Here is a 22,786-nt window from a genome sequence, read left to right on the forward strand (position 1 = left end):
TCATCCTGTTTTTCGCGAGAATGCAGAAGGTGACTAATAGAAGCGGAGAAATCTAGTGTTACTACATTTTGTAGCTGTCAACATACTGTAACCCAACATATTGTGTTTGTAAAGTGGGCCGATACAGTAAAACGTAATTCCGAGTATACCATTTAAGCCAGGAATCCGCAAAGGAAAAGGACTGGAAGATTTGAAGATTTATCAAAAAAAAATTTTGACCAATTTGAATGACGTCTTCACGTCAGTTTGAATTATAACGTATTCAACTGGTAGAATAAAAACAGTCAAAAACCGACTAAAAATAAGTGGCAGCGGTTGTTCACGGGGCCCAGAGGAGGCGGAGCGAAATGGCAATAGCAGAAGTGACTGTCATTCCAATTGGAACGGGTACGACCAGTCTGAGCAGTTATGTGGCAGACATGCAGAAGGTATTGGAACATCAACGGGGCATTACATATCAGTTAACTTCCATGAGCACCATTATTGAGGGGCCGCTTAACGAGGTCTTTACAGCAATTGCGGCTTTGCATGAAGCGCCGTTTTTGTCAGGAGCTCAGCGTGTATCCACATCCGTCAAGATCGATGACCGTCGTGATAAACCGGATGCCTCAAGCATACAGAAGTTACAATCGGTTCAGGACAAATTGACATCACTTCAGAGAAGACCTAATTAACAGAGCACAGCGTCAGCGAATAAAATAATCTCATATCACAACTGCAAGTCCTGGTTCGGGGCTTGCAGTTTTTGCATTTCATTCTGGTTTTCAAAGTTAGGCGATTCTTTCAAGGATTCTCTCGAAAGTTAGCAAATTGAGCCGTGTCTTTCAAGCACGATCGACATATTTTATAGTATACTGTCAGCCTTTGTCGGCAGTGATATAGAGGAAGGGAGGCATGACGATGCCCTACAGTACAGGTCTCATCTTCAACACTCCGATGGGAAATGACCGTGCGACACAATTGATCGTTACCTGTCTGAATGATTCTCTCAATATTCCCTCCAATATCGAACTTCAGGTCTTTCGCTGGGACACTTCCCAGAACGCTAGAATTCCAATAGGCCATGATCTGTTCCAGTTACCAGCCCAAGTGTCCAAAACGTTATTGTATACCCTGAACGCAGCGGATTATTTTGAGGTTCAAAGCGACTATTTCAGTGCAACCAGCACGATCATTCAGGTTTATAGTCTGGATTCCGCAGGTAACATTGCGCAGCGTGTGCTGCAATCGGAGATGGTATGGGTGGACCGCTTTACGAATATTCCTTAACTCGAACGGATGGAGGTGTATGCAATGCCGGTTGTAAATATTACAGGGGCACTCGGAGGCAGTCAATTTGAACCATCGATTGCAGTGAACGAATTACTGCCTAATATTATGTGTGTTGTTGCAGTCGATACAAGTACTGGGCCGACAAGAACCGGATTCTACCGCTCCATTGATGGAGGGCAGACCTGGGTGACAACGACCCTGCCGCAACCAGCAGGGTATGAGGGGGCGGAAGCGCCTACGATTGATTATACCTTTCCCAGCACATTCATTGTGACGGTGCATGTATTCAATGGGGAGAACGACGGAACGATTATTAGCTATACATCGCTTGATGATGGATTGACCTGGACCCCGCCTGTATTTGTTAACAGGGGTTATGGACTGGTTGTTCACAATGATGAACCGTTTGTGGCCTGTGATCGTACACCAGGTAGTCCGTATCGAGGCAATATTTATGTCGGCTATACTCCGCTGGCAACGGCAGCTTCGTCGATATTCTTACAACGATCTGAGGATGTGGCGTCAACCTGGCAGATTCCAAGCAGGATTTCCAATCCAAGAGGTTTCCATGATCGGGCGACCATCGGGATTGGATTCACAGGCGAAGTCTACGCCGGTTATATCCTCACGGGTCCAGGCAGTGCGTATGCGTTGCTTCGGACTTCCTATGACGGAGGTGCTACATTCCAGCCACCTATAAGCAATCAGTCCACGCTCATTGCTTCTGTTGTGCCTTCACCACAGGTTCTGCCTGTGCCCAATTATGCATTTCGTGTTCAAACCAACCTGAATCTGACTGCAGATATCTCCAACAGTATCTACAGTGGTACAGTTTACGCGGTATGGAATGATGCCCGGAATGGCTATACAGATGTATTTATGTGTAGCTCGCCGGATGGATTGCTCTGGAGTGAGCCTGTGAGCATTACAGGGGCACCGGTGGGAACACAGAATTTCTTTCCTTCCATTACCGTATCTCCGTTCACTGGTGTAATACGGGTCATCTATTACACCAACCAGCTCGATGGTTTTTTGCTGGATGTTTTTGTGGCGGAATCGTTTAACGGGGGGGCAACGTTTACGAATCGGAGGCTTACTACAACATCGTTCAACCCGAATGGGAACTCGCCTACACCGACCGTACTCATTGGTGACTATATTACGGCTTACACCCAGGCACCCGACAATCTGGCCGCGGTATGGATGGCAACAACCCCGCCTACAGGGAAGCTGGATGTATATTTCGGTTCATAAAATAGAGATGTGTCTATAAACTGAAAGACAAAAAGACCAGCTTAACGTTCATTAAGCTGGTCTTTTTGTATATGCATATAACATTTTAATCTGCAATTACCAATGAGGCACCAATCAACGTTGCGTTGGTATAACCACCACCAACATTTTCAAAAGAGAAGTTGGTAATTGGCGCACCGATCACAGTAGCGTAATCGCCGTCAAGCAGATCTCCAGTCGTTGCAGGGTACAACGCTATAATATCGTTTCCGTTCTCATCCATGACATGAACGACAGAGAAAGTTGCTCCGAGAGAGCTATCTTCTTCAACGGAAATGACTTCCCCGTTAACTTGTACGAAAGTATTGTAATAGTTGGTCACATTTTTATTCAGATGACGGGTCGTTACATTGGAGTCAACGAGACCCTGTACCTTTTTGCTTAGTTCTGCCGTAATGGCCGGGAATACATCGTTATGTTTACCAAAGAAATCGTAAGATGCCTGCTCCATAAAGGCCGTATCTTCTGTAATGTACGGAGTTAACTCATTAAAGAAATCGGCAGCTGATGCCGTAACAGATGAATTAACAGTCGTTGCAGTTGGTGCTGTTTGCTCCAGAGGAGCAGTAATGGTCAGGGAATCAAGGATATCTTTGATCTCATCCTGATTATAAGTATCCTTGGCGTAGGTTAACGTCATGCTATAGAGTTCTGTATTGGTCGGAATCAGATACTGCATAAGGACAACATCTGTACCCGAGGAATGCTTATAGGATCCTTCCAATACACCAGCGCTATATTCTTTATAAGGCTTGTTCGTGTAGCTGGTTTTTTTATAATCGGAAATACCGATACTTGAACCGTTTTGTGTGTAATAATCAACCACATTATTGGCGTATTCTTCAGGGTTGATTGAACCGGATGGGCTAGCCTCAATCGTCAAGTTAACGTTATCTGCGAATGTGGCAGATGAAGATTGGTCCGAAAAAGCAGCCTTAATTGCTGGAACATTCATTTGACTTGTATCTACGCTTTTCCAGGATTCAGGATATGCAAAAGAAAATCCTTCTCCACTATATGTAGTGTATTTCGCAGCTTTAGCTTCCGTTGAAACAGTTTCAGTCGCTGTGGTTGCTTCTGAAGTTTGAGTATCGGCTGTTGTGTTTGTTTCTGAATTACCACAAGCGCTAAGCAATGCGGCTAGTGCCAGAATCGTAATAAGTTTCTTCATTATGTCTAATTTCTCCTAATGTGCTTCCCATCGGTTGGGATTTTTTCTAAGGTCATCATTTTGTCTGGGATAATCCAGTTTAGTTGCCCGTGATTGCTCGCTAATAAACTTAAAGAACTGCCTGGTTTCATCCTTGAGCTGATCCGGGGCATGAAGATATTTTCGGAAGAAGGCTCCATGTACAGGATGCTGCAGGTAAGAATAAAAATGTTCATCCGGATCTGGGGTGACATCGGGAAAAGGTTTTTTGGTAAGTCCAATAAGGTAATCAGCGGTTGTTCCCAAAACACTCACCAGGCGACCTAAAGCATCTGGATCGGGTTTCCTGTGGTTGGTTTCATACCGGGACAATTGGACTACTGTAAGATTGGTTTGTAGAGGTTGTTCAAAAAGCCCAATTTTGATTACAAAAGATGCCTATCGGCATCATCAGCATCGAATATGGAATTCAGCCCAAATGTCCGTTGCTCACGTAGTTTTCCCTACGCTCCGCTACTCCATTTCTAGCTTCATCCCATCTTCTCGGTACTTAAAACCGGTCTTTTTGAACACGCACTTGTAATGAACATTCTTTCTGTGATAACCCCTTTATTTCCCGTAAGTGTTTAATACGTTCACCAAGAGTGGGCATAGACACTCCTTTCTACTTTATTAGTAAAATAATAACATTAATAAAGATTTCAGTATTCATAATTACCAAAAAGGTAATTTGTCTGTATTTAACAAGTTTTAATCTAATAATATACCGTTTTGGTATCTTTGTTGAATGATAGTACATTAATTTTACGAATGTAACTGTGAGATTTATTTATGCGGTAGCCCCATTTGAATATCACAGTCAGACTAAAGAACTAACCTTGTATGTATGTGCAATTAGAGAGTGACCTGTGGAAAAGAACTGCCCATTTTCGACCTGAGCCCGGTCCCATGTGTGATTGGTGCATATAGTGAACTGTACCTCAAATCGAAGGAGGGGTTTACATGAGTGGAGTAGTAGGTGGATACGGCGGCGCATGGACATCGACTGGCGCGATCTTGGTTCTCTTTATCTTGTTGGTCATCATCTCTAAAGCATTCTTGATCTAATAAACCATTTGGACCCTAATATATTGGTAAAGGAGGGTTCTGCATGAGCAAAGTAGTTGAAGGCGCAGGATACGGCGGCTGGACATCGACTGGAGCAATCCTGGTTCTGTTCATTCTTCTCGTAATCATCACTAAATCTTTCTGGGTATAATATGGCGAGCTCTGCCGGGCAACCGGTGGGGTTTTTTTTGTAGCGGACAAGCATGGGAAGAATACCCATCGGTTAAACGCCCATTTTGTCAAAATGAGGGCAATAGCCCGGTCCAGAGGTAGGCTAAATACATAGGTTAGGGGTGTAGGCAAATGTTAAGGAGGAATGAACAATGAGCGAAGTAAAACCAAACTCACCGAACGGACAGGGGCATGTATACGGACATATGGGAGGAAATGAACACATGTATGGATATCAATACACAGGTCACACTATGCACGGGTATGGTTGCGGCACAATGCCAATGGGCTATGGTTACGGACACCAGCCTAACCAGGCTCCAATGATGCACGGTTATCAACAGGGCTGTGGAGTATCCTATGGTCATGGTGGCTCAAGCTGGGGTTCCATGGGTACGATCCTTGTACTGTTCATCCTGCTGGTCATTATCTCCAAAACCATGTTTATCTAAGTAGTTGTGAGTGCAAGACCGCTTTGCTGAATGTGGAGCGTTACAATAGAGCTGGTTCAGAAAGCTCTAAATAAACCCTGTGTTCGATGACGGGGGGAACGTTTCTGATGATTCAGATCGGGACAGCGTAGGAATTCATCCTGCGTTGTTTCTTTTTTTGCTTCGGGAATAGTTTCTTTAACGAACTCCACAGGCTCTATTCCATGAATTCCTGCTGTTTCGAAAATTTAACGAATCGTCTGTAGATGATGCTGAAATGGGTATGTAGACATGGATAAACACCCGGAACCCAATTCCGGGTGCTTGTGTATGTTTTCAATCTTCTCAAGAATAAGTGATATCCAAAACAACAAAAGCCCTACCTCTCTTTTGTCCTTGCGGCTCCGATGACCGCGCCAGTGTGAATGGGAACATCTTGTGCAACTCTGTACTACCGGGTTATTGTTATGCAGGTTCTTCAATCTTCATAGGTTGATTGTACTTATTCGCTGCGGTCGCAGCATGAAGAAAATATTCCGGGGTTTAAAGAAGACAGAAATCATATGAGGTTGTTTAATACAACTCTTATACTATACCACAGCTTGTAATTTTTTGCAATAAAAAGGAAAGCGCGAACAGAGCAACATGTTTTCGGACTGTTTTTAAGTTAGAGGTTGAAAGGTTAGTTTGAAAAGATACAGAAAATTTTTCAAAATATTTCTCCACAGAGGTAATCCTCTTCAAAAGTTTCTGCGTAGGTTATAATAAGAGGGAAGAAACAGAAAGGGGCCCTCGCATGACTGAATCGATGGAGGACAGCAGGTTAATGCGGCAGATTGCGGAACGCGATGCTTCCGCACTGGAGCTTTTATATGACCGTTATGAGCGAGCGGTATACTCTTTTGCCTACCGGATCGTTGGTGATCCCATGACAGCAGAGGAGACCGTTCAGGAACTTTTCCTGCGGGTCTGGAATAATGCTGAACGATATGATGCCTCACAGGGGAAGCTGACCACATGGATGTTTGCGATTACGCGTAACATTGCAGTGGACATGCTGAGGCGGAAATCAAAAGGGGCAGCGGCTACTTCAGTTGAACACGAGACACTGGCGGCCTATGCCGATGAAGATACGAATACGGAAGAAGAAGTACAACGTAAATGGGAAGGCACTCGGATTAAAGAGGCGTTGTCCCAGTTGAACGGTGATCAGCAACAAGTTATCGAATCGATTTATTATGCGGGATTAACCCAGCAGGAAGTATCCAGCCGATTCGGGATTCCGCTGGGTACAGTAAAGAGTCGTGTCAGGCTTGCCATGCGGCAGCTCCAAAAGTTGCTGGCCGATGCTGAATTGCATCCGGACGCGGGAAGGGAGGGCATACATCCATGATAGAACGACATGAGGAGTGGTCTGATCTGGCACCGATGTATGTGCTGGGCGGACTGGAAGCAGAGGAAGTGGCAGCGTTTGAAGCGCATATGGCGAATTGTGAACCTTGTCGCCAGGAGGTGAGGGAATTGCAGGAAGTGACTGGCTTCCTGCCACTTGCGGCGGAACCTGTAGCGCCGCCGCCAGGCATGCGAGCACGTGTGCTGGGCAACGTGCTCGGACATGTGCAGGAGAGCGCCGAGGCGAAGCCGGCGGCTCCTGCAGAGCCTGAAGCACCCGTGGTGCTTCAGGAGGACCTTGCGCCGCAGCACGAACGTGCGGCGCAGCCCGGGCCAGGCTTGCCGCCGGTAACGGCGGTGCCTGCGGCCCGGGTGGAAGAGGCTGCCCAGGCACAGCCATGGCAGCCACAAGGGCGCGCGCGTGCGCGCAGCAGCCGCGCGTGGCGCGTGGCTAGCGCCGGCCTTGCGGTAGCGGCACTGGTGCTGGGCGTGTACACGGCGCAGCTGCAGAGCCAGATCGACTCGCTGACGCAGCAAGCGGCGGGCTCGTCGGCTACGCAAGAGCAACTGGTGCAGGCACAGGCGCAGAATGCGCAGCTGCAAGAGCAGCTGGCCTCAGCTCTGGAGCCTGCACAGGGCATGCAGACTGGCGAGGCAGTGAAGCTTAATCCTGCAACGCAGGATATTGTAGCTCAGGGTCTCGCAACCATCGTTATTGACAGCAAGGGCACTCACTTGGTTGTGCAGGCTGAGAACTTGCCGAACCTGGAAGGCAACGAGGCATTTCAGGTTTGGTTGATCAAGGGAGATACCCCTCAGAATGCGGGTACTTTCCTTAGTCGTGACGGTACGGGAGCGGTTTACTATACATTGGATTCGGCGAACGACTATGATACGGTTGCGATCACGCTTGAACCGGATGCCATGGGAGATGAGCCGCGCGGTACGATGATTTTGGCTGCCAAGATCAAAGGATAAATATAGGATATATCACAAAAGGCTGCTCCTTCGTGGAGCGGCCTTTTCTTGTTGTCCGAAGTGCCACCAAGTTACCGCGGAAAGGGTCAAATATTTTGAAACGATTCGACATGTGAAGTCCTGGTTTCCAATCAGCAGATTTTATTAATTTTTTTGGTTTGAATAACCGATAAACAAATAGGAGGCTATACCCTTAATCTCCCCGTGACATCAAGGGAGAACTGGTTGCACATAGAGAGCGAGGGGTTCAGTTGGAAGTATACCGTTCATTTATTTTTCGTCTGCTACGCAATTATCTGATCGGTTCACTGGCAGCTGTTTTTGTTGTCGGTACAATGGTTATGGTATCTACCTTGCAAATACCGAATATTCAATTTGTTCGTCTCATCTTCATTGTGTTGATATCACTCTTGTTCATGCTTGTTGCAGAATTAATTACGCTGTGGGCGCAGCTTGGACCCATAAGGCAATTTTTCACTTCCGAGCATCATGAGAAAGATGAACTGAATCGCATGTATGAGAGTGTTCATCGATTCCCCGGACAGACTATATATCGTATTATGGGTCCGCACATGCTTGGTTTTTCACTTCCAGCAGCGGGATTAACAATATGGATGATATCCACGGGCTGGCTTGAGTTCCCTTACGGGTATGTTGTGGTGGCAGCTGCGTGTGCAATTCTGATTGCCGTCATGCATGCGCTAATTGAGTATTACCTGACGGTACGGGCAGTTAGACCCTTGCTGCTGGAGATTCGTCATCGAGGCAAAGTCCAGTATGGGATGGAGCCTTCACTCGGAGGGCGTGTCCTGGTATCCATTCAACGTAAATTTCAGCTAAGTACAGCACTGATCGGCTTATTTCCTTTGTTTTTGTTTTTCCTGGCTACATATATCCGGCTTCAATATATGGATAGTGAGTTTGCAAAAGAGTATATCCTGTGGGGAGTGCTTATCGTCATTCTGGGTGCCGGATTTGCACTGGTTGGCAGTTGGCTCTTGATCCGGGATGTTCGTGATCCGGTTGCTGAACTGACGCACGAGATGAACCGTATTCAGGAGGGTGACCTTGGCAGAAGAGCTCCGGATCTGTATGCGGATGAGTTTTCGGCGTTGATCTCCGGCTTCAATATGATGATTAATCGGCTTGAGATGAGACAGGAACGTAATCGGCAGCTGCTGCAAAGTTATTTTTCTACACTGGCGGCTGCATTGGACGCCCGAGATAAATATACGGCAGGGCATTCCATGCGTGTGGCAGAGTATTCGCTGATGATCGGCAAGCTGAGCGGAATGGATGAGGAACAGGCGGATTTATTGTACAAATCAGCCTTACTCCATGATATCGGGAAAATCGGCATACCTGATGAGGTGCTGCTGAAGGATGGAAAACTAAGCGATGAAGAATTCGCAATTATTCGGACACATCCCGTGCAGGGAGAGAGCATTCTGCTCCAGATAGAACCCATTGATGCCATGGCTGACTTTTTGCCTGGTGTACGATCCCATCATGAAAGATATGATGGCAAAGGGTATCCGGATGGAATGGCAGGTGATGAAATTCCACTATTTGGCCGCATCATTGCGGTAGCGGATGCTTTTGATGCCATGACGTCTGATCGACCGTATCGGAATGGGATGAGTCACGAGAAAGCGCTAACGATTTTGGAAGAAGGAAAAGGGACCCAATGGGACCCCTATTTTGCAGGTTTGTTTATTGATGAATGGAGAAGACAACAGCATATGCAGAAACCGTCGAAGTGAGGGATCAGCTGATCCCCTCTGTCCACTTCGATTCTTTTCTGCGTCTACGGTATAGAGCGAGGCCTGTTATGATGGTGAGAACGCATTCGCCGAGTATGACTGCGCCCAGAGCATCGTAGATCACATGTTGTTTGATCATTAGCGTGGATACTATAATGGTTGCTGCCCCGGCGACCACCAAAATCTTGATGGGTTTACGGATGCTTGGAACCGAGAGAACGGCACGCATAACGAGATAAGAGTGAAGAGAATGAATACTTGGAAAACAATTAAAAGGGCGATCCTGGCTATAGAGCCATCCGAGAACAGATGCTCCAAGGCCTGTACCTGTTAGTTCCGGGCGCGGTACCATGGTCTGAAAGTTGAAGTAGATCAGATAACAGATCCAGACGCAGATATTCATGGATAACAAGACGCGGTAATACGTCAGGCGATCCTTGGCACACAGGTAAGCGAGCACACCGAATACAAATGGGTACCAGCCCAAATATGGAATGGACATGGCAGGTACATAGGGAATGATTCGGTCAAGCGAGGAATCAAGCACTACGAACCCACGTTCCGGACTATTAAGAATATCATAGAACAGCCCCATGACGGCCAAAGACAGCATTAAACTTAGTGACAGCCAATAGGATTTGCTTTTTAACAATTGCACAACACCTTTTCTCCTTTCATTCATGCTCCAGATGAACATGACCCCAGCAAATAACTAATTCAAATTTAAACAACAATATATTCTACTACGTCCAGCGCACAAATTGAATCCTGATTTGTGTATTTTTGTGTATTTTTTTGCCGAAGAAGGAATGCCGAAGTTTCAATGGGCATGATATGATAGAAACACATACGGACGAAGGTAATTTGGTCAGTAAAGTCGGGACAACAGGAGTGAGTGAATGCAATTTTCAAAAATGTTCGTATTGAATATGGGGATGCTTATAACGATTGCCTATCTTGCTAGTGTGTTCTATAAATATATCGTAATACGTATCTCTTCCCGAATGAAGCAGATCAGTTCCGTATTTGTCCTTGTATTTGCGGGTTGGATCAGTACGGTTTTTGGCTTTCAACTCACCGATGAAGTGGTCTTTGATCTTCGTTATGTCCCTTTAATTGTAGCTGTTCTAACGTATAGACAACCCTATAGTGTGATCATCGTGGGTGTCGGGATTGGACTGTCGAGGCTGACTTTTGGCATCACGGATGCTACCGTAGCAGCGGTGATTAATATGTCTCTTCTTGGCCTGATATGTGCGGGTTTGAATATATGGATGAGACGCAGCAACTTTAGATTAATCAGTAAAGGCATATTAGTGATACTCATCGTCAACGTATCTAATAGTATAGGGATAGCTATTTTTGGGGTAATCCCGGCTACATATTTTTTCTCGCATATTATGCCATATACGCTTCCTACAGGTATTGCGCTCAGTTTGATGTTTGCTTTCATTTTACGTGATTTTCAGAATGAACAAAATCGAATTTTGCTTATCCAGAGTACGAATCGTCTATTGTCTGTGCAAAAGGAAGAATTGCAGAAAGCCCAGATTGTACTGGAGGATCGAGCGAAGCAATTAATGATTGCCTCACAGTACAAATCCGAATTTCTGGCGAATATGTCACATGAGCTGCGTACACCACTGAACAGTGTCATTAACTTCGCCCAGATGATCAGCGAGAACGCGGATACGATGGATCAGGAAGAGATTGTACGTTTTTCCACCATGATTGATCACTCCGGACAGGAACTGCTCACGCTCATTAACGATATTCTGGATCTGTCCAAAGTGGAAGCGGGACGGCTGGATATTGTACTGGAAGATATCAGTGTGGCACAACTTACAGAAGATGCAATGAATCACTTTCAGCTGGTTGCCGAGAAAAAAGGTATTCAATTGCATATGAATAAGAAACCGGGACTGCCCGAGACACTCTGGTCTGATCCTCAGCGGGTTCAACAGATTTTGCGGAATCTGATGTCGAATGCCATCAAGTTCACTCACCGGGGGAGGGTTACGCTGACCGTAAACACCAAGCAGATTAAGAATGCAGGTATTCAGAATCGATGGCTCGTTTTCTCTGTTCAGGACACAGGCATTGGTATTTCTGAGGACAAGCATCATTCCATATTTGAAGCATTTCAACAGGCAGATGGATCGATTAGCCGCAAGTTTGGCGGAACCGGACTCGGTCTTTCGATCAGTCGGGATCTGGCCAGATTACTGGGAGGATCGATTGAACTTGAGAGCGTTGAAGGCAAGGGAAGCACCTTCCATCTCTATCTTCCGTTGAACCGTGAAAAAATGAGTTGACAACCTTCGCGCCGTGAGTAGAATTTGGGGTGACAACTAGCATCGACCGGCTTTCAAGACCCGGTCTAAGGAGTGTATCCCCATACAGAAGACGGTCAACGTTAACCCTCCCCCGTTAGCAAGCAAGCCACGGCGCAAGGGTTCGACACAACGCATGAATTTATCGATTGCAACATGGGAGGGTGTACCGGCAATTATTTTACAGACATTGCTGGGAGGCCCGTTTTTAACCGGGTTTCTGCTGTATCTTGGGGCCGGGTCGAGACATATCGGCTTTGTGCTCGCGATTACCACGTTCGTGAATATTGCCCAGATCGGAGCGGCTTACTGGATGCAGCGTATTCGCAGCCGAAAACGCATGCTGCTGCTGTTTGTGGGCACACATCGTATCTTATGGAGTGCGACGGGACTGATCCCGTTTATATTTGCCAAAGAGTGGTGGGTAAGCGTATATATTGGCGTGTATACGGTTGCTTTTATATCGAATACCATTGGCGGCATGATCTGGACTTCACTCATTGGCGACATCGTACCTGCCAAGGTGAGAGGGCGTTATTTCGGAATTCGAAATACGATTCTGAATGCACTTGGAAGCGTATGCTTATTCGCAGGCGGTATTGTTTTGGACCGTTACCCCGGAGAAATGGGTTTTTTGATCCTGTTTATTCCGGTTTGGATCTGTGCCATTGCCAATACAGTCATCTATTTCTTCTATCCCGATGTACCCTTTGAACGTTCTACCGAAAAGGTTTTCTGGCGGATGTTTATCAAGCCGTTCCAGGATCGTTCTTTCCTGAAAGCAACGCTGTTCCTGGCTTCCTGGTTATTGATCCAGACCTTGATTGTTCCGCTTTATTCCTATGTGATGTTGGATCTATTGAACATCAATTATCAGACCGTATCCCTGATCACGGTAGTCCAGACACTGGTTATGATGGTCGGTTTCTATGTCTGGGGCAATCTGAACGCCAGATTCAGCAACAAAACCTTGTTATTTTGGACATTGCCTGTTATTGCACTATCCTGTCTGTCGTGGGGGTTAATGTCGTTCATGCCCGTATTGATCGCGCTCTTTCTATCTCATATCTTCCTTGGGATCGGTGTAGGTGGATTCAATCAGCTGGCATTTAACTTTACGATCGGAGATACACCCAAAAGTGAAAGACCGATGTTTGTTGCCGTGTATTCGGCGCTGACCGGAGTAACCTCTTTTGCTGGGCCTCTGATGGGTGGCTGGTTGTATGAAAAGATGGAAACCTGGTCCGATGCACTGGCCTGGATCTCTGCCTACGGATTTCAGGTGGGCGTTGGTGTCGTGATGCTGATTCTTACATTTACCCTTGGACGTCGTGTGCTGTTAAAATAGATATTGAATATTTACACGGGCACTTCGATGACAGAACAACCTTCCGATCGCTGTTATCCCCAGATTTTTTTGATTCCTTTTAGAAAAGGGAAAATCCGGGGATAAAGGCGAACGCTTCGCTTCTTCAGGTTATTTCTGTCCTCTCCGTTATCGTGTAAATGATTAGGTTGATCATAAAAAGATGGCGAAGTGGAGGGATGTATTTGAATCGTCTCGAACGGAAAGCCATGGTGATTGGAGCCACCGGGCTTGTAGGCGAATTACTGGTTCATAATCTGCTGGAGCACTCGGCATACAGCCTGGTTCGCGTTCTAGTTAGACGTCCGCTTAAGCTGCAACATCCCAAACTGGAACAGCATGTGGTGGATTGGGAACAGCTGGAGAGCCAAGACCATTTATTTGACGGAATCGATGACCTGTACTGTTGTTTGGGGACAACGATCAAAAAAGCAGGCAGTCAGGAAAATTTCCGCCAGGTGGATTACCATTACCCGGTTCGTGCAGCTACACTTGCGAAGCAGCATGAAGTACCACAGATGCTTGTGATCTCCTCTATGGGAGCGAGCGCAGGTTCCCGTGTCTTTTACAGTCGGACCAAGGGGGAAATGGAGGATGCGCTGTCCAATCTCGGTTTTCAGTCATTGCATATCTTCCGCCCTTCTTTAATCCTGGGAGATCGAAACGAGAAGCGGTTCGGTGAGCAGATGGCTGCCCATGCCATGAAGTTTCTGGATCGCTGGATGAAAGGCAGAGCGGATAAATATCGGGCGGTTCACGCCGCAACCATTGCCCATGCCATGACGAATATTGCGCTGGTGCAAACCAAGGGAAACCATGTGTATCCGAATGATGTCATTCATGTTCTTGGTGCGGACGAGGGTTAAGAAACTTTGAACGAGCTGTTTGCTTCATGTGGCTAGGGAGGAGCGTTTCTCGCTTGAGGTAGATCGTGGTATAATAGGCAACAAAAATGAGTTCGAACCCTGACTCCTTAAGGTAGCAGGATAACGAACATGAAGGAGAACTCGTCCATGAAAAAACCAATCTCTACCGATCAGGCGCCAGGCGCCATTGGTCCATACAGTCAAGCCGTTGATGCAGGCGATTTCATCTACACTTCCGGACAACTCGGCCTGAATCCCCAAACGGGAGAATTCGGTGCAGATGTACAGGAGCAGACGCGTCTGTCCTTGAGTAATGTGAAGGCTATTCTTGAAGCAGCAGGCACAAGTATGGATAAAATCGTGAAAACGACGGTGTTCCTAAAAGACATGAACGACTTCGTTCCTGTGAATGAAGTGTATAGCACGTTCTTCGAACAGCCTTATCCTGCACGTAGTGCAGTGGAAGTTGCTCGTTTGCCAAAAGATGCACTGGTGGAGATTGAAGTTATTGCCCTGAAATAGGACAACCTTCATTCGCTCCGGTATACATAAAAAGCCGATTTCAGGTCGAATGACCAGAATCGGCTTTTTGCATTTTTGCGTTATATTTAAGCGTTATATATGATGGAAACTACTCAATCACGATCCTGATTACGGGCGAAGAACAACCATACCGCGTAGATGGCCAGTACGATCGCAATGATGATTGCCGTATAATATACGGAAGTGACATCCTTTTGTTTAAGTGCAATGGCGATATACGCCCATGTGAATACAAGTGGGTACACGCTATCCCGATAACGGAAGCTAACGAGAACAGCCAGCACCATACCGACAATCAGCATGATGATCGTCCAGGTCGGTTCGCTGATACCAAAACCATCCCAGCCTATTTTATATAACAGCACCGCTGCATTGACAATCGTTGCCACGCTAATCCATCCGAGATAGATGCTGAATGGCAGCTTCACAAGCCAGATCTCAGCAGTGGTCGGAACAGTAATGGTGCGTGTTTTTACATACAGCATGATCAGGCACAACAGAAGCAGTACAATAATCAGTAAAGCGAGACCGGTCTGCAGATTTTGAAAAGCAAAAATCCACGCTACATTGAAGGCACAGCTTGCCAGAAACCAATATCCGAGACGGGTAATCGAATCCCTTTTCCAGGAAGCGGGTACGAACTGATAGATCACAAATCCTGCAAGCAGCAGGTAGATCAGACCCCATATAGAGAAGGCATAGCCTGAAGGTGTGAGCAGCACAGGGTACATATCCGATACTTCTTTGTTGGTCTTGCCTCCGATTGGCAGAGCGTTGGAAAGGTAGTTCACGATAATTACAGCGATAAAACCAATGGCGTTTAACCACTTGTACGGATTGTTACGTGACATTGAGTTTCCTCCTTGGTTTAACGAAATGAATGAACCACGGGTCAGTCTACAATGAATATACCCAGTTCTTGCACATTCTAATAACAGCCGCAAAAAATTCACAAGATGATCTTTCAAACTCTTGTGTGCTGCGGCTACGTTGGAATGGTACTCTGTCCCAATGTACGCGAAACGTAGCAGGAATATGTCCACATGATATTATGCCCCAAATGTCCAACGTAGGAGGATAAGAATGCTTTCAAGAGAGACGATGGAGAAACAGCAGACTTGGTTCTATGTAGTTGCACTATTCGTAGGAGCAGCGATAGGACTAAGCAGTTCGGCATGGGGGAATATTTTGCACTACACCGTGTCTCCGGTACTTGCCATTTTGTTATATAGCATGTTCGTACAGATTCCCTTTTTACAGTTAAAAGAATCCTGGTCCAACATGCGATTTATGGGCGCGTTACTGGTAGCTAATTTTGTCGTTGTACCTGTAGTCGTATGGTTGCTTACACTGGTCTTTCCACAATCACCTGGCGTTCTGATCGGAGTCTATCTGGTACTGCTAACGCCCTGTATTGATTACGTCATTGTGTTCACGCAGCTCGGCAGGGGCAATGAGAAACTGATGCTCGCCGCTACACCTCTTCTGTTTGTTATACAAATGATTCTGTTGCCGGTTTATTTATGGCTATTGATGGGTGCTGAGGTAGCACAGGTCATGCAGGTTGGGCCGTTCGTGGAGGCTTTTCTGTTCCTGATCGTTATTCCACTGCTGCTCGCTGTCGTTACACAAGTCTTCTCAAAAGGTAAAGCGAGCGGGGAGCGTGTCATGAACGCAACGGCATGGCTCCCGGTTCCGATGATGGCACTCGCACTGCTCGTGGTTGTCGCCTCCCAGATTGGCAAAGTCTACAATGATATAGCGATCATCGTGAACGTGATCCCGATCTATGTTGCTTTTATGATTATTATGCCTTGGATATCTCGGATCATTGCCAAGCAGTTTCGATTGAATACAGGTGCGGGGCGGGCGTTGATCTTCAGTTCAGCCACACGGAATTCGCTGGTTGTTCTGCCGTTAGCGCTGGCACTCCCGCCAGAATGGGCAACCATAGCTGCGGCTGTTATCGTTACTCAGACGATGGTGGAGCTTGCAGGAGAGCTAATCTACATTCGGCTTGTACCTGCGGTAATTTTGCGCGATTGATGAGCCGACTAGGACGTGTCTATGTTATGATCTAATATAATTAATAAAACCATTTTTGGTAAATCAAAGGGGGAGATGAGAGTTCTTACTTATCGGAAGATCATGTTCTACCTGGATATTGCACTGGTTCCGTTCATTGTTGTCTTTTTTCCCATAGCAGCTCATACAACGGGAAATAAAGTTTATTATCTCTACTTGGGTATAGCTGTAGCCGCAATCTTTCGGATCGTATTCTATCTTAGAAAAGAAAGAGCCAACAAATCGTCATGATATAGGCTATTTTCTGTAAAAGTAAAATTAAAAAGAGTACTTCCGATGGGCCATGCCGGGAGTACTCTTTTTAATTCGGATCAGGTACTCGTTACGTACCAGCCTGAAATACAGTTTTACGATATTCCACTGGCGTGATGCCCTCCATTTTTTTGAACACTTTGCTGAAATACTTTTCATCCTGGAATCCAACCATCTCCGAAATTTTAGCGACACGCAGGGAAGGGTTTTGCAGTAGCAGCTTGGCGTTGTTGATTCGCAGTTTACCCAGATATTCCGACCAGTTCAGACCAAATTGCTGTTTGAATTTGCGCGAGATATACTCCCGGCTCAGGTAGAAACGCGCAGCAATCTGCTGTAAGGACAGGTCCTCCTGATAGTGGGCGTCCATATAACGTGCAATCTCACTCATGGGATCAGGATTGGCGGGGTGATGGGCGGTGAGCGCCTTCCCGGCCGCAAGCAGCCGTTGTTCCAATAATGAACGAAGCAGAGGGAAGGATAACAGTCCTTCAGCGTCAAAAGGTAATTCGGCAAAAGGAATAGACTGCTCCTCCGTTACTTCCTCCTCTTTGGATGGCAAATCTGCCGTATCATCAAGCCAGCGGCTCAGCATCCATTCCAGCTCATCGATCCATTGCTGGATCTGCTCGGCACTGACAACCTCAAGATCAGTAATCGGGTCAAGCCATTCGGCGACCGCAGCCGATACACTGGAAGCCCGGCAGCTCATGGCTGCCATGCGCGTGGGCTCTTCATGGGCGGTTAAACGCCGGCTTTTATTCCCATTCGATGATTCTACTGAAGCATGGATTCGCTGCTTGGTCTGCAAAGCATTACGTCGCCACAACCTTGAACTTGCTTCCAGATAGGCTGCTTCGATTCCGCCAGGGTAGGACTCACAGGTGGAAATGCCAAAATGAAGCTGGCGCTGAATCGTCTGCTCCAATCCATGATTGACCTTGTCCAAAATATGTTCCAATGAAGTGGAGAGGCCCCAATGCAGCAAAACAATCTCATCGGGCTGATCCAACTGACGAAACATTACACCTTCATCTGGTGTGGATAACATCTCCGCACAGATATTGAGCACCGAGAACACAAGCAGGTCCGGTTGACTACGGTATTTTGCCAGACAATCTGCATCCAGATGGGACAGGCTGGTGACAGCGACACGACAGACAGGGATTAGACAGGGGAGATTCAACTCATCCTGTAATCGCTGCATGTGTGATGGGCTGCTGCCTCTTCCGACGGCAAGTTCAGTGAGCAGACGATCCTGGTAGTGTGGGCGCATTCGATTAACGACAATGGATTGTCGGGTGGATTGTACCCGAATGGCGTCCTCCTCTTCCCAAGCAGTAACCGCCTTTAATAGAGAGGCGTTCAGCTCATCTGCTTCCACAGGTTTCAGGAGGTAGTCCATACCACCATGCCTGATTGCATGCCTCACGAGTTCAAAATCATCATATCCACTAATAACGAGCACCTTGCTGTGTGGGGCATGAGCCGATATCCATTCAAGTAATGCCATACCGTCCTTGCCCGGCATACGCATGTCACTGAGTATGATTTGAGGTTGATGTGCCGTGATAGCGGCGATGGCATCATCCCCGTCTGCTGCTTCAAGTAATGTATCAATGCCAAACTCTTCCCAATGACCAAGCAACCTTATGGCATTGCGGACATGTTTTTCATCATCTACAAGCAGTGCCTTCATGTTGTTCACTCTCCCGCGTATAGTTTAACCGTGATCTTCACACCATTTGGTTCCCGATTGCTGATCTCAAGTCTGGCTGAGTGACCGGGATGTGAGTTCAATTGAAGTCTGCGTATCACATTTCGTAGACCGATGGACTCGGACTCGTCGGATTCCTGCGTGACTAACCCGGTTGCTGTGTGATTTTGGTGCAGCCATCCCCGGATCTCCAGTAATTTATCTTCAGGTATGGAGGGTCCGTTATTATTCAATTCGATTTCAATCCAATGATCGTCGATCCGACGGCTGGATAGGGAGATATGGCCTTTACCTGGCTGAATATCTGCCCCATGTTTGAAATAGTTCTCAATTAAAGGTTGTAACGTCATTCTTGGCATTTCGACACATAGGCTATCTTCGGCAAAATACAAATCCACCTCAAGGCGGTCACCGAACCGCTCCTGTTGCAGTTCCAGATATAATCGGGCATGCTCCGCCTCTTCACGTAAAGTCACGCAGGTCTGATCCCGCATGCTGTAGCGCAGCATTTTGGACAGGGAAGAGAGTAGGGTATACGCCCGCTGTCCTTGCTGTTGAAGGGCAAGTGTACCGATGGATTGCAGTGTATTATACAGAAAATGCGGATGAATCTGTGCTTGCAATGCTTTGAGCTGATTCGTTTTATTGGCGATTTCGAGTCGATATTCCCGCAAAATAAGATTGTTTACCGTATCCATCATATCTCGGAAATGACGAGCGAGTACCCCGAATTCATCTCGGCTGGATAGATGGATATCCACATGCAGACGCCCGGCTTGAATCTGGTTCATATACCGCATGAGTTGCTTGAGCGGACCGGTGATTCGGATGGAGATGAACAAGGTTGCAACAATGACAAGTACAAGTGCCGCGATGGCAATCAGCGCGTTATTCCACGTGAGTGTGGTAGCTCTGGCATATAACGTCTCATTCGGGATCTGTTTGACGATGGTCCAATCGGCGTATGTGCTGCCAAGTTGCTGGTATACATACATGGATCGATCCTGTTCAAAATGCCCTGCGACATTCTGGGCTGTACCTGCGCCAGATCGTGCGATATTCAGTTCACTAGCCGTTTCCTCTCGTAGTGCATCCGTATGATTGACCTCGGACCGTCCCTGGTAAATGATCTGATTCTGTCCATCCACAACATAGATCTGTTCTTTAGTCGGATCATACAACCTGCCGGTTATCGCTGCAATGGTATTCATATTCAGATCAATAGCGAGCACACCCAGGCGCTCGGTGGACGGAATATCCTTGATCACTCGATGTAAGGTAATGACCGTTCTTTCAGGGTCATCGGGGGAGGCAGCCTTGAATCCGTACGTGTGACTCATATGGGCCGATTCCACCCAGATATCTGAGCTGCCACCGCCCATTTTTCCATGAAGTGAGTCGGAATAGGCCTGTTTGCGTTCCTCCCGCTTCGGAAAGGGGTTCGTAATTAACGTAGATTGATTGGCGGCAAAAGAGTGCAAATACAGCTGGAATACATCCGGCACAGCAGCGCGTATTGTCTGCAAAGTGGTGTACACCTCGGCAACCGCACGATAATCCCCAGGAATCTTCACCAGGTTACGCAGAAAGTTCGGGTCGTTATACACAGCAAGCGACGCCCTAGCCACGTTATCCACATAGTTATTGAGATTCGTGGATGCTTGGTAGATCAGGCGTTTGTTCTCTTCAACAGCCTGTTCCCGCAGGGCTGTCTTGGTCTGAATAAACGTCATGCTGATCGACGCGAGTAGCGGAAGTGTGGTAGCAATGAGCATAAAGGCAATCAATTTGGTGCGTATACTGTAGTATTTGGACATCGGAACACCCCTTCTGGTTGCAGGTTAAGAAAGGACAATATTTTACCCCCAACTGTTCACAAGGGTCGGTGTTCCCCTCGGAGATATTGGGGTTTAATAGAAAAAGAGACCAATTTCATCCATCTATAGAAGGGGAGAACGATATGAAGCATCGCAAATCTTCACAGCTGTTACAGCAGCTCGTGTTCGTGGGTCCCTCCATCGTGTTTTTTATTCTCATCATCGTGGTCCCTTTCCTGCTTGGCATGGTGTATTCCTTTACGGATTGGAACGGGGTATCCGAGAACATTAATTGGGTAGGGTTGGATAACTTCGTGCATGTTTTTGCGAATGATCCCAAGTTCCAAACGGCGTTTTGGTTTACGGTGCGCTTCACCGTGGTTGGTGTGGTACTGACCAATGTGATTGGCTTTTTCCTGGCGTATTTCCTGACCAAACCGCTTAAGACGAGAAACATTCTGCGTACGATCTTTTTTATGCCTAACGTGATCGGTGGGTTGTTGCTCGGCTTTATCTGGCAGTTCATATTTGTGAAAGGGTTTTCAGCAGTGGGCGATGTAACAGGTTGGTCCTTCTTCAACCTCCCTTGGCTGGGAGACGAACCGACCGCCTTCTGGGGAATCGTGATTGTGTTTGTATGGCAGACCGCAGGATATCTGATGGTGATCTACATCTCATCCCTGACGAATGTATCCCCTGATCTGCTAGAAGCTGCCGAGATTGATGGCGCAAGCCGCTGGCAGGTATTGCGGAGCATCATTCTTCCGCTCATTATGCCGGGTGTAACGATCTGTCTGTTCCTGGCGATCTCCTGGTCGTTCAAAATGTTCGATCTCAATCTGTCGCTAACCAAAGGTGGGCCATTCGGATCGACAGAGTCGGTTGCACTCAATATTTACAATGAAGCCTTTGTGAATAACAGATATGGCATCGGAACCGCCAAAGCGCTCGTGTTCTTCGTAATCGTTGCCATCATCACCATGATTCAGGTACGTCTGACGAAGAGCAAGGAGGTAGAAGCCTAATGGAGACGACGAAAAACTACCGCTTGAGTACCATCCTAACCGAGATTGTCATGGTGCTCATTGGACTTTTATTCCTGGTTCCGTTCTACTTCCTGTTCGTGAATTCGGTCAAAACCTTCGGTGATCTGCTCACCAATTCGGCCGCATGGCCGGAAGTATTCCAGTGGGGCAATTATGCAAACGCCTGGGAGAAAATTAACTTCCCGTCTGCGCTGATGAACTCGCTAATCGTTACCGTGGTCAGCAATCTGTTGCTTGTGCTGATCAGTTCCATGGCCGCGTACCGAATGGTCCGCAGCAATACCCGGTTCAACCGGATTTTGTTCGGCATGTTCATTGCCGCCATGGTGATTCCGTTCCAGTCTATCATGATTCCACTCGTTACTGTAACCAGTAATCTGGGATTGATCGACAGCCTTGGCGGCCTCATTATCTGTTATCTCGGTTTCGGAGCACCGATGTCTGTCTTCCTGTTCCACGGATTCGTGAAATCGGTCCCACTGGAGATTGAGGAAGCGGCTCGTGTGGATGGAAGCTCGGTCTACGGAGTGTTCTTCCGGATCGTATTTCCACTTATGAAACCGATGTATGTAACCGTCATCATTTTGAACACACTCTGGATATGGAATGATTATCTGCTCCCATCCCTGATCCTGCAGAGCTCCAACCTGCGTACTATCCCGATTGCGACTTTTGCACTCTTTGGTCAATATACGAAACAATGGGATCTCGCTTTGCCGGCACTTGTACTCGGCATCATGCCGATCATTATCTTCTTCCTGCTGATGCAGAAGTATATCATTCAGGGGATTACCGCTGGATCAGTTAAAGGGTGAGTGCGAGGGAAAGGTCGCTGGCGGGATCAAGTTGCGCTTTCGATCGCTGTTGCTCCTCGGTGGCCTGAATGTATTAGGGCAAGGAAGCCACCGAGTATCAAAGGCGAACGCTCCGCTCCTGCATCGCATCCTGATCCCTTTGCTCCCACCTCGCACGGAGGTGTGCAAAGGGAGTCATGCCCGCATAGCTTGGGCATGACTCCTGAAGAGAGAGGCCCAGATAGAGGGGGCTCCTTCTCTTGATAAATGCTAGATGAGTTCAACTAAACATTTACAACGATAACGGAGAGGGCAGAAATAACTTGAAGAAGCGAAGCGTTCGCCTAAAAGCTTTCTGGAAGAAAGCTACTTCGGAAGCATATGCTATCCCTGGATTTTTCCCATTAATA

Annotated in this window: 22 protein-coding genes; 16 read left to right on the forward strand and 6 right to left on the reverse strand. The window is 47.0% G+C overall.

Features of this window, described 5'->3' with window-relative positions:
• The first annotated feature begins 347 nt into the window (after nt 1-347).
• From MHI06_RS02585 to MHI06_RS02595, 3 genes are all read left to right on the forward strand, one after another.
• Nucleotides 348-674: an MTH1187 family thiamine-binding protein gene (locus MHI06_RS02585; protein ID WP_340400310.1), complete on the forward strand. Its 327-nt coding sequence runs from the start codon at nt 348-350 to the stop codon at nt 672-674.
• Nucleotides 675-900: 226 nt separating this feature from the next.
• On the forward strand, nt 901-1,269 hold the full coding sequence (locus tag MHI06_RS02590; protein ID WP_340400311.1) for a hypothetical protein: 369 nt from the start codon (nt 901-903) through the stop codon (nt 1,267-1,269).
• A 24-nt stretch (nt 1,270-1,293) separates the two neighbouring features.
• Nucleotides 1,294-2,526 (forward strand): exo-alpha-sialidase, encoded by a 1,233-nt coding sequence (locus tag MHI06_RS02595; protein ID WP_340400312.1) that lies wholly within the window; start codon nt 1,294-1,296, stop codon nt 2,524-2,526.
• 85 nt (nt 2,527-2,611) lie between these two features.
• Here MHI06_RS02595 and MHI06_RS02600 read toward each other — a convergent pair whose 3' ends face one another.
• A complete protein-coding gene (locus MHI06_RS02600; protein ID WP_340400313.1) occupies nt 2,612-3,736 on the reverse strand; it encodes a PsbP-related protein in 1,125 nt (374 codons plus the stop codon).
• Between the two features lie 15 nt (nt 3,737-3,751).
• Complete coding sequence (locus MHI06_RS02605) at nt 3,752-4,141, reverse strand: helix-turn-helix transcriptional regulator (protein WP_340402038.1); 390 nt, start codon at nt 4,139-4,141, stop codon at nt 3,752-3,754.
• Nucleotides 4,142-4,717: 576 nt separating this feature from the next.
• On the opposite strand from MHI06_RS02605, the gene MHI06_RS02610 reads away from it, so the two are divergent.
• The 6 genes from MHI06_RS02610 (at nt 4,718) to MHI06_RS02635 (ending at nt 9,557) form a co-directional block, all read left to right on the forward strand.
• Entirely contained in the window at nt 4,718-4,822 is a 105-nt protein-coding gene (locus MHI06_RS02610; RefSeq protein WP_017690880.1) for a hypothetical protein, read from the forward strand.
• A 43-nt stretch (nt 4,823-4,865) separates the two neighbouring features.
• Nucleotides 4,866-4,973: a YjcZ family sporulation protein gene (locus MHI06_RS02615; protein WP_211175653.1), complete on the forward strand. Its 108-nt coding sequence runs from the start codon at nt 4,866-4,868 to the stop codon at nt 4,971-4,973.
• 343 nt (nt 4,974-5,316) lie between these two features.
• The gene (locus tag MHI06_RS02620; RefSeq protein WP_139331927.1) at nt 5,317-5,445 is read left to right on the forward strand and encodes a sporulation protein YjcZ; all 129 of its coding nucleotides are present in this window, start codon (nt 5,317-5,319) and stop codon (nt 5,443-5,445) included.
• A gap of 775 nt (nt 5,446-6,220) precedes the next feature.
• Nucleotides 6,221-6,817, forward strand: coding sequence for a sigma-70 family RNA polymerase sigma factor (locus MHI06_RS02625; protein WP_062837286.1), 597 nt, complete (start codon nt 6,221-6,223; stop codon nt 6,815-6,817).
• A gap of 188 nt (nt 6,818-7,005) precedes the next feature.
• On the forward strand, nt 7,006-7,794 hold the full coding sequence (locus MHI06_RS02630; protein ID WP_340402039.1) for an anti-sigma factor: 789 nt from the start codon (nt 7,006-7,008) through the stop codon (nt 7,792-7,794).
• Nucleotides 7,795-8,045: 251 nt separating this feature from the next.
• Nucleotides 8,046-9,557 carry an HD domain-containing phosphohydrolase gene (locus MHI06_RS02635; RefSeq protein WP_169480775.1) on the forward strand — a complete coding sequence of 504 codons (1,512 nt, stop codon included), beginning with the start codon at nt 8,046-8,048 and terminating at the stop codon, nt 9,555-9,557.
• Between the two features lie 4 nt (nt 9,558-9,561).
• Here MHI06_RS02635 and MHI06_RS02640 read toward each other — a convergent pair whose 3' ends face one another.
• Nucleotides 9,562-10,215: a phosphatase PAP2 family protein gene (locus tag MHI06_RS02640; protein ID WP_169480774.1), complete on the reverse strand. Its 654-nt coding sequence runs from the start codon at nt 10,213-10,215 to the stop codon at nt 9,562-9,564.
• Between the two features lie 241 nt (nt 10,216-10,456).
• Here MHI06_RS02640 and MHI06_RS02645 point away from each other — a divergent pair, with 241 nt between their 5' ends.
• The 4 genes from MHI06_RS02645 to MHI06_RS02660 all read left to right on the forward strand — a co-directional run bounded on the left by MHI06_RS02645 (nt 10,457) and on the right by MHI06_RS02660 (nt 14,644).
• Nucleotides 10,457-11,872 carry an ATP-binding protein gene (locus tag MHI06_RS02645; protein ID WP_340400316.1) on the forward strand — a complete coding sequence of 472 codons (1,416 nt, stop codon included), beginning with the start codon at nt 10,457-10,459 and terminating at the stop codon, nt 11,870-11,872.
• A 154-nt stretch (nt 11,873-12,026) separates the two neighbouring features.
• Nucleotides 12,027-13,238 (forward strand): MFS transporter, encoded by a 1,212-nt coding sequence (locus MHI06_RS02650; RefSeq protein ID WP_340400317.1) that lies wholly within the window; start codon nt 12,027-12,029, stop codon nt 13,236-13,238.
• 197 nt (nt 13,239-13,435) lie between these two features.
• Nucleotides 13,436-14,122, forward strand: a complete 687-nt coding sequence (locus tag MHI06_RS02655) for an oxidoreductase (protein ID WP_340400318.1) — start codon at nt 13,436-13,438, stop codon at nt 14,120-14,122.
• Nucleotides 14,123-14,269: 147 nt separating this feature from the next.
• Nucleotides 14,270-14,644 (forward strand): RidA family protein, encoded by a 375-nt coding sequence (locus MHI06_RS02660; protein ID WP_017690870.1) that lies wholly within the window; start codon nt 14,270-14,272, stop codon nt 14,642-14,644.
• A 113-nt stretch (nt 14,645-14,757) separates the two neighbouring features.
• Here the strand turns inward: MHI06_RS02660 and MHI06_RS02665 are convergent, their stop codons facing one another.
• Entirely contained in the window at nt 14,758-15,516 is a 759-nt protein-coding gene (locus tag MHI06_RS02665) for a tryptophan-rich sensory protein (RefSeq protein ID WP_339196825.1), read from the reverse strand.
• 232 nt (nt 15,517-15,748) lie between these two features.
• On the opposite strand from MHI06_RS02665, the gene MHI06_RS02670 reads away from it, so the two are divergent.
• On the forward strand, nt 15,749-16,711 hold the full coding sequence (locus MHI06_RS02670; RefSeq protein ID WP_340400319.1) for a bile acid:sodium symporter: 963 nt from the start codon (nt 15,749-15,751) through the stop codon (nt 16,709-16,711).
• Nucleotides 16,712-17,072: 361 nt separating this feature from the next.
• Here MHI06_RS02670 and MHI06_RS02675 read toward each other — a convergent pair whose 3' ends face one another.
• Both MHI06_RS02675 and MHI06_RS02680 read right to left on the reverse strand, forming a co-directional pair.
• Nucleotides 17,073-18,701: a response regulator gene (locus MHI06_RS02675; RefSeq protein WP_340400320.1), complete on the reverse strand. Its 1,629-nt coding sequence runs from the start codon at nt 18,699-18,701 to the stop codon at nt 17,073-17,075.
• Nucleotides 18,702-18,706: 5 nt separating this feature from the next.
• Complete coding sequence (locus MHI06_RS02680) at nt 18,707-20,536, reverse strand: sensor histidine kinase (RefSeq protein WP_340400321.1); 1,830 nt, start codon at nt 20,534-20,536, stop codon at nt 18,707-18,709.
• Between the two features lie 143 nt (nt 20,537-20,679).
• On the opposite strand from MHI06_RS02680, the gene MHI06_RS02685 reads away from it, so the two are divergent.
• Nucleotides 20,680-21,561: a sugar ABC transporter permease gene (locus MHI06_RS02685; protein ID WP_340400322.1), complete on the forward strand. Its 882-nt coding sequence runs from the start codon at nt 20,680-20,682 to the stop codon at nt 21,559-21,561.
• Nucleotides 21,561-22,397: a carbohydrate ABC transporter permease gene (locus MHI06_RS02690; protein WP_340400323.1), complete on the forward strand. Its 837-nt coding sequence runs from the start codon at nt 21,561-21,563 to the stop codon at nt 22,395-22,397. Before MHI06_RS02685 ends, MHI06_RS02690 begins: the two co-directional genes overlap by 1 nt.
• The last annotated feature ends 389 nt before the right edge of the window (nt 22,398-22,786 follow it).

The organism is Paenibacillus sp. FSL H8-0079 (assembly GCF_037991315.1).
In the GTDB taxonomy this organism is placed as follows: domain Bacteria; phylum Bacillota; class Bacilli; order Paenibacillales; family Paenibacillaceae; genus Paenibacillus.

Bases quoted from the DNA above. Each gene is read 5' to 3' on its own strand.
- MHI06_RS02585 (WP_340400310.1), top strand. From the start codon at position 348: ATGGCAATAGCAGAAGTGACTGTCATTCCAATTGGAACGGGTACGACC.
- MHI06_RS02590 (WP_340400311.1), top strand. From the start codon at position 901: ATGCCCTACAGTACAGGTCTCATCTTCAACACTCCGATGGGAAATGAC.
- MHI06_RS02595 (WP_340400312.1), top strand. From the start codon at position 1,294: ATGCCGGTTGTAAATATTACAGGGGCACTCGGAGGCAGTCAATTTGAA.
- MHI06_RS02600 (WP_340400313.1), bottom strand. From the start codon at position 3,736: ATGAAGAAACTTATTACGATTCTGGCACTAGCCGCATTGCTTAGCGCT.
- MHI06_RS02610 (WP_017690880.1), top strand. From the start codon at position 4,718: ATGAGTGGAGTAGTAGGTGGATACGGCGGCGCATGGACATCGACTGGC.
- MHI06_RS02615 (WP_211175653.1), top strand. From the start codon at position 4,866: ATGAGCAAAGTAGTTGAAGGCGCAGGATACGGCGGCTGGACATCGACT.
- MHI06_RS02620 (WP_139331927.1), top strand. From the start codon at position 5,317: ATGATGCACGGTTATCAACAGGGCTGTGGAGTATCCTATGGTCATGGT.
- MHI06_RS02625 (WP_062837286.1), top strand. From the start codon at position 6,221: ATGACTGAATCGATGGAGGACAGCAGGTTAATGCGGCAGATTGCGGAA.
- MHI06_RS02630 (WP_340402039.1), top strand. From the start codon at position 7,006: ATGCGAGCACGTGTGCTGGGCAACGTGCTCGGACATGTGCAGGAGAGC.
- MHI06_RS02645 (WP_340400316.1), top strand. From the start codon at position 10,457: ATGCAATTTTCAAAAATGTTCGTATTGAATATGGGGATGCTTATAACG.
- MHI06_RS02650 (WP_340400317.1), top strand. From the start codon at position 12,027: ATGAATTTATCGATTGCAACATGGGAGGGTGTACCGGCAATTATTTTA.
- MHI06_RS02655 (WP_340400318.1), top strand. From the start codon at position 13,436: ATGTATTTGAATCGTCTCGAACGGAAAGCCATGGTGATTGGAGCCACC.
- MHI06_RS02660 (WP_017690870.1), top strand. From the start codon at position 14,270: ATGAAAAAACCAATCTCTACCGATCAGGCGCCAGGCGCCATTGGTCCA.
- MHI06_RS02665 (WP_339196825.1), bottom strand. From the start codon at position 15,516: ATGTCACGTAACAATCCGTACAAGTGGTTAAACGCCATTGGTTTTATC.
- MHI06_RS02670 (WP_340400319.1), top strand. From the start codon at position 15,749: ATGCTTTCAAGAGAGACGATGGAGAAACAGCAGACTTGGTTCTATGTA.
- MHI06_RS02675 (WP_340400320.1), bottom strand. From the start codon at position 18,701: ATGAAGGCACTGCTTGTAGATGATGAAAAACATGTCCGCAATGCCATA.
- MHI06_RS02680 (WP_340400321.1), bottom strand. From the start codon at position 20,536: ATGTCCAAATACTACAGTATACGCACCAAATTGATTGCCTTTATGCTC.
- MHI06_RS02685 (WP_340400322.1), top strand. From the start codon at position 20,680: ATGAAGCATCGCAAATCTTCACAGCTGTTACAGCAGCTCGTGTTCGTG.
- MHI06_RS02690 (WP_340400323.1), top strand. From the start codon at position 21,561: ATGGAGACGACGAAAAACTACCGCTTGAGTACCATCCTAACCGAGATT.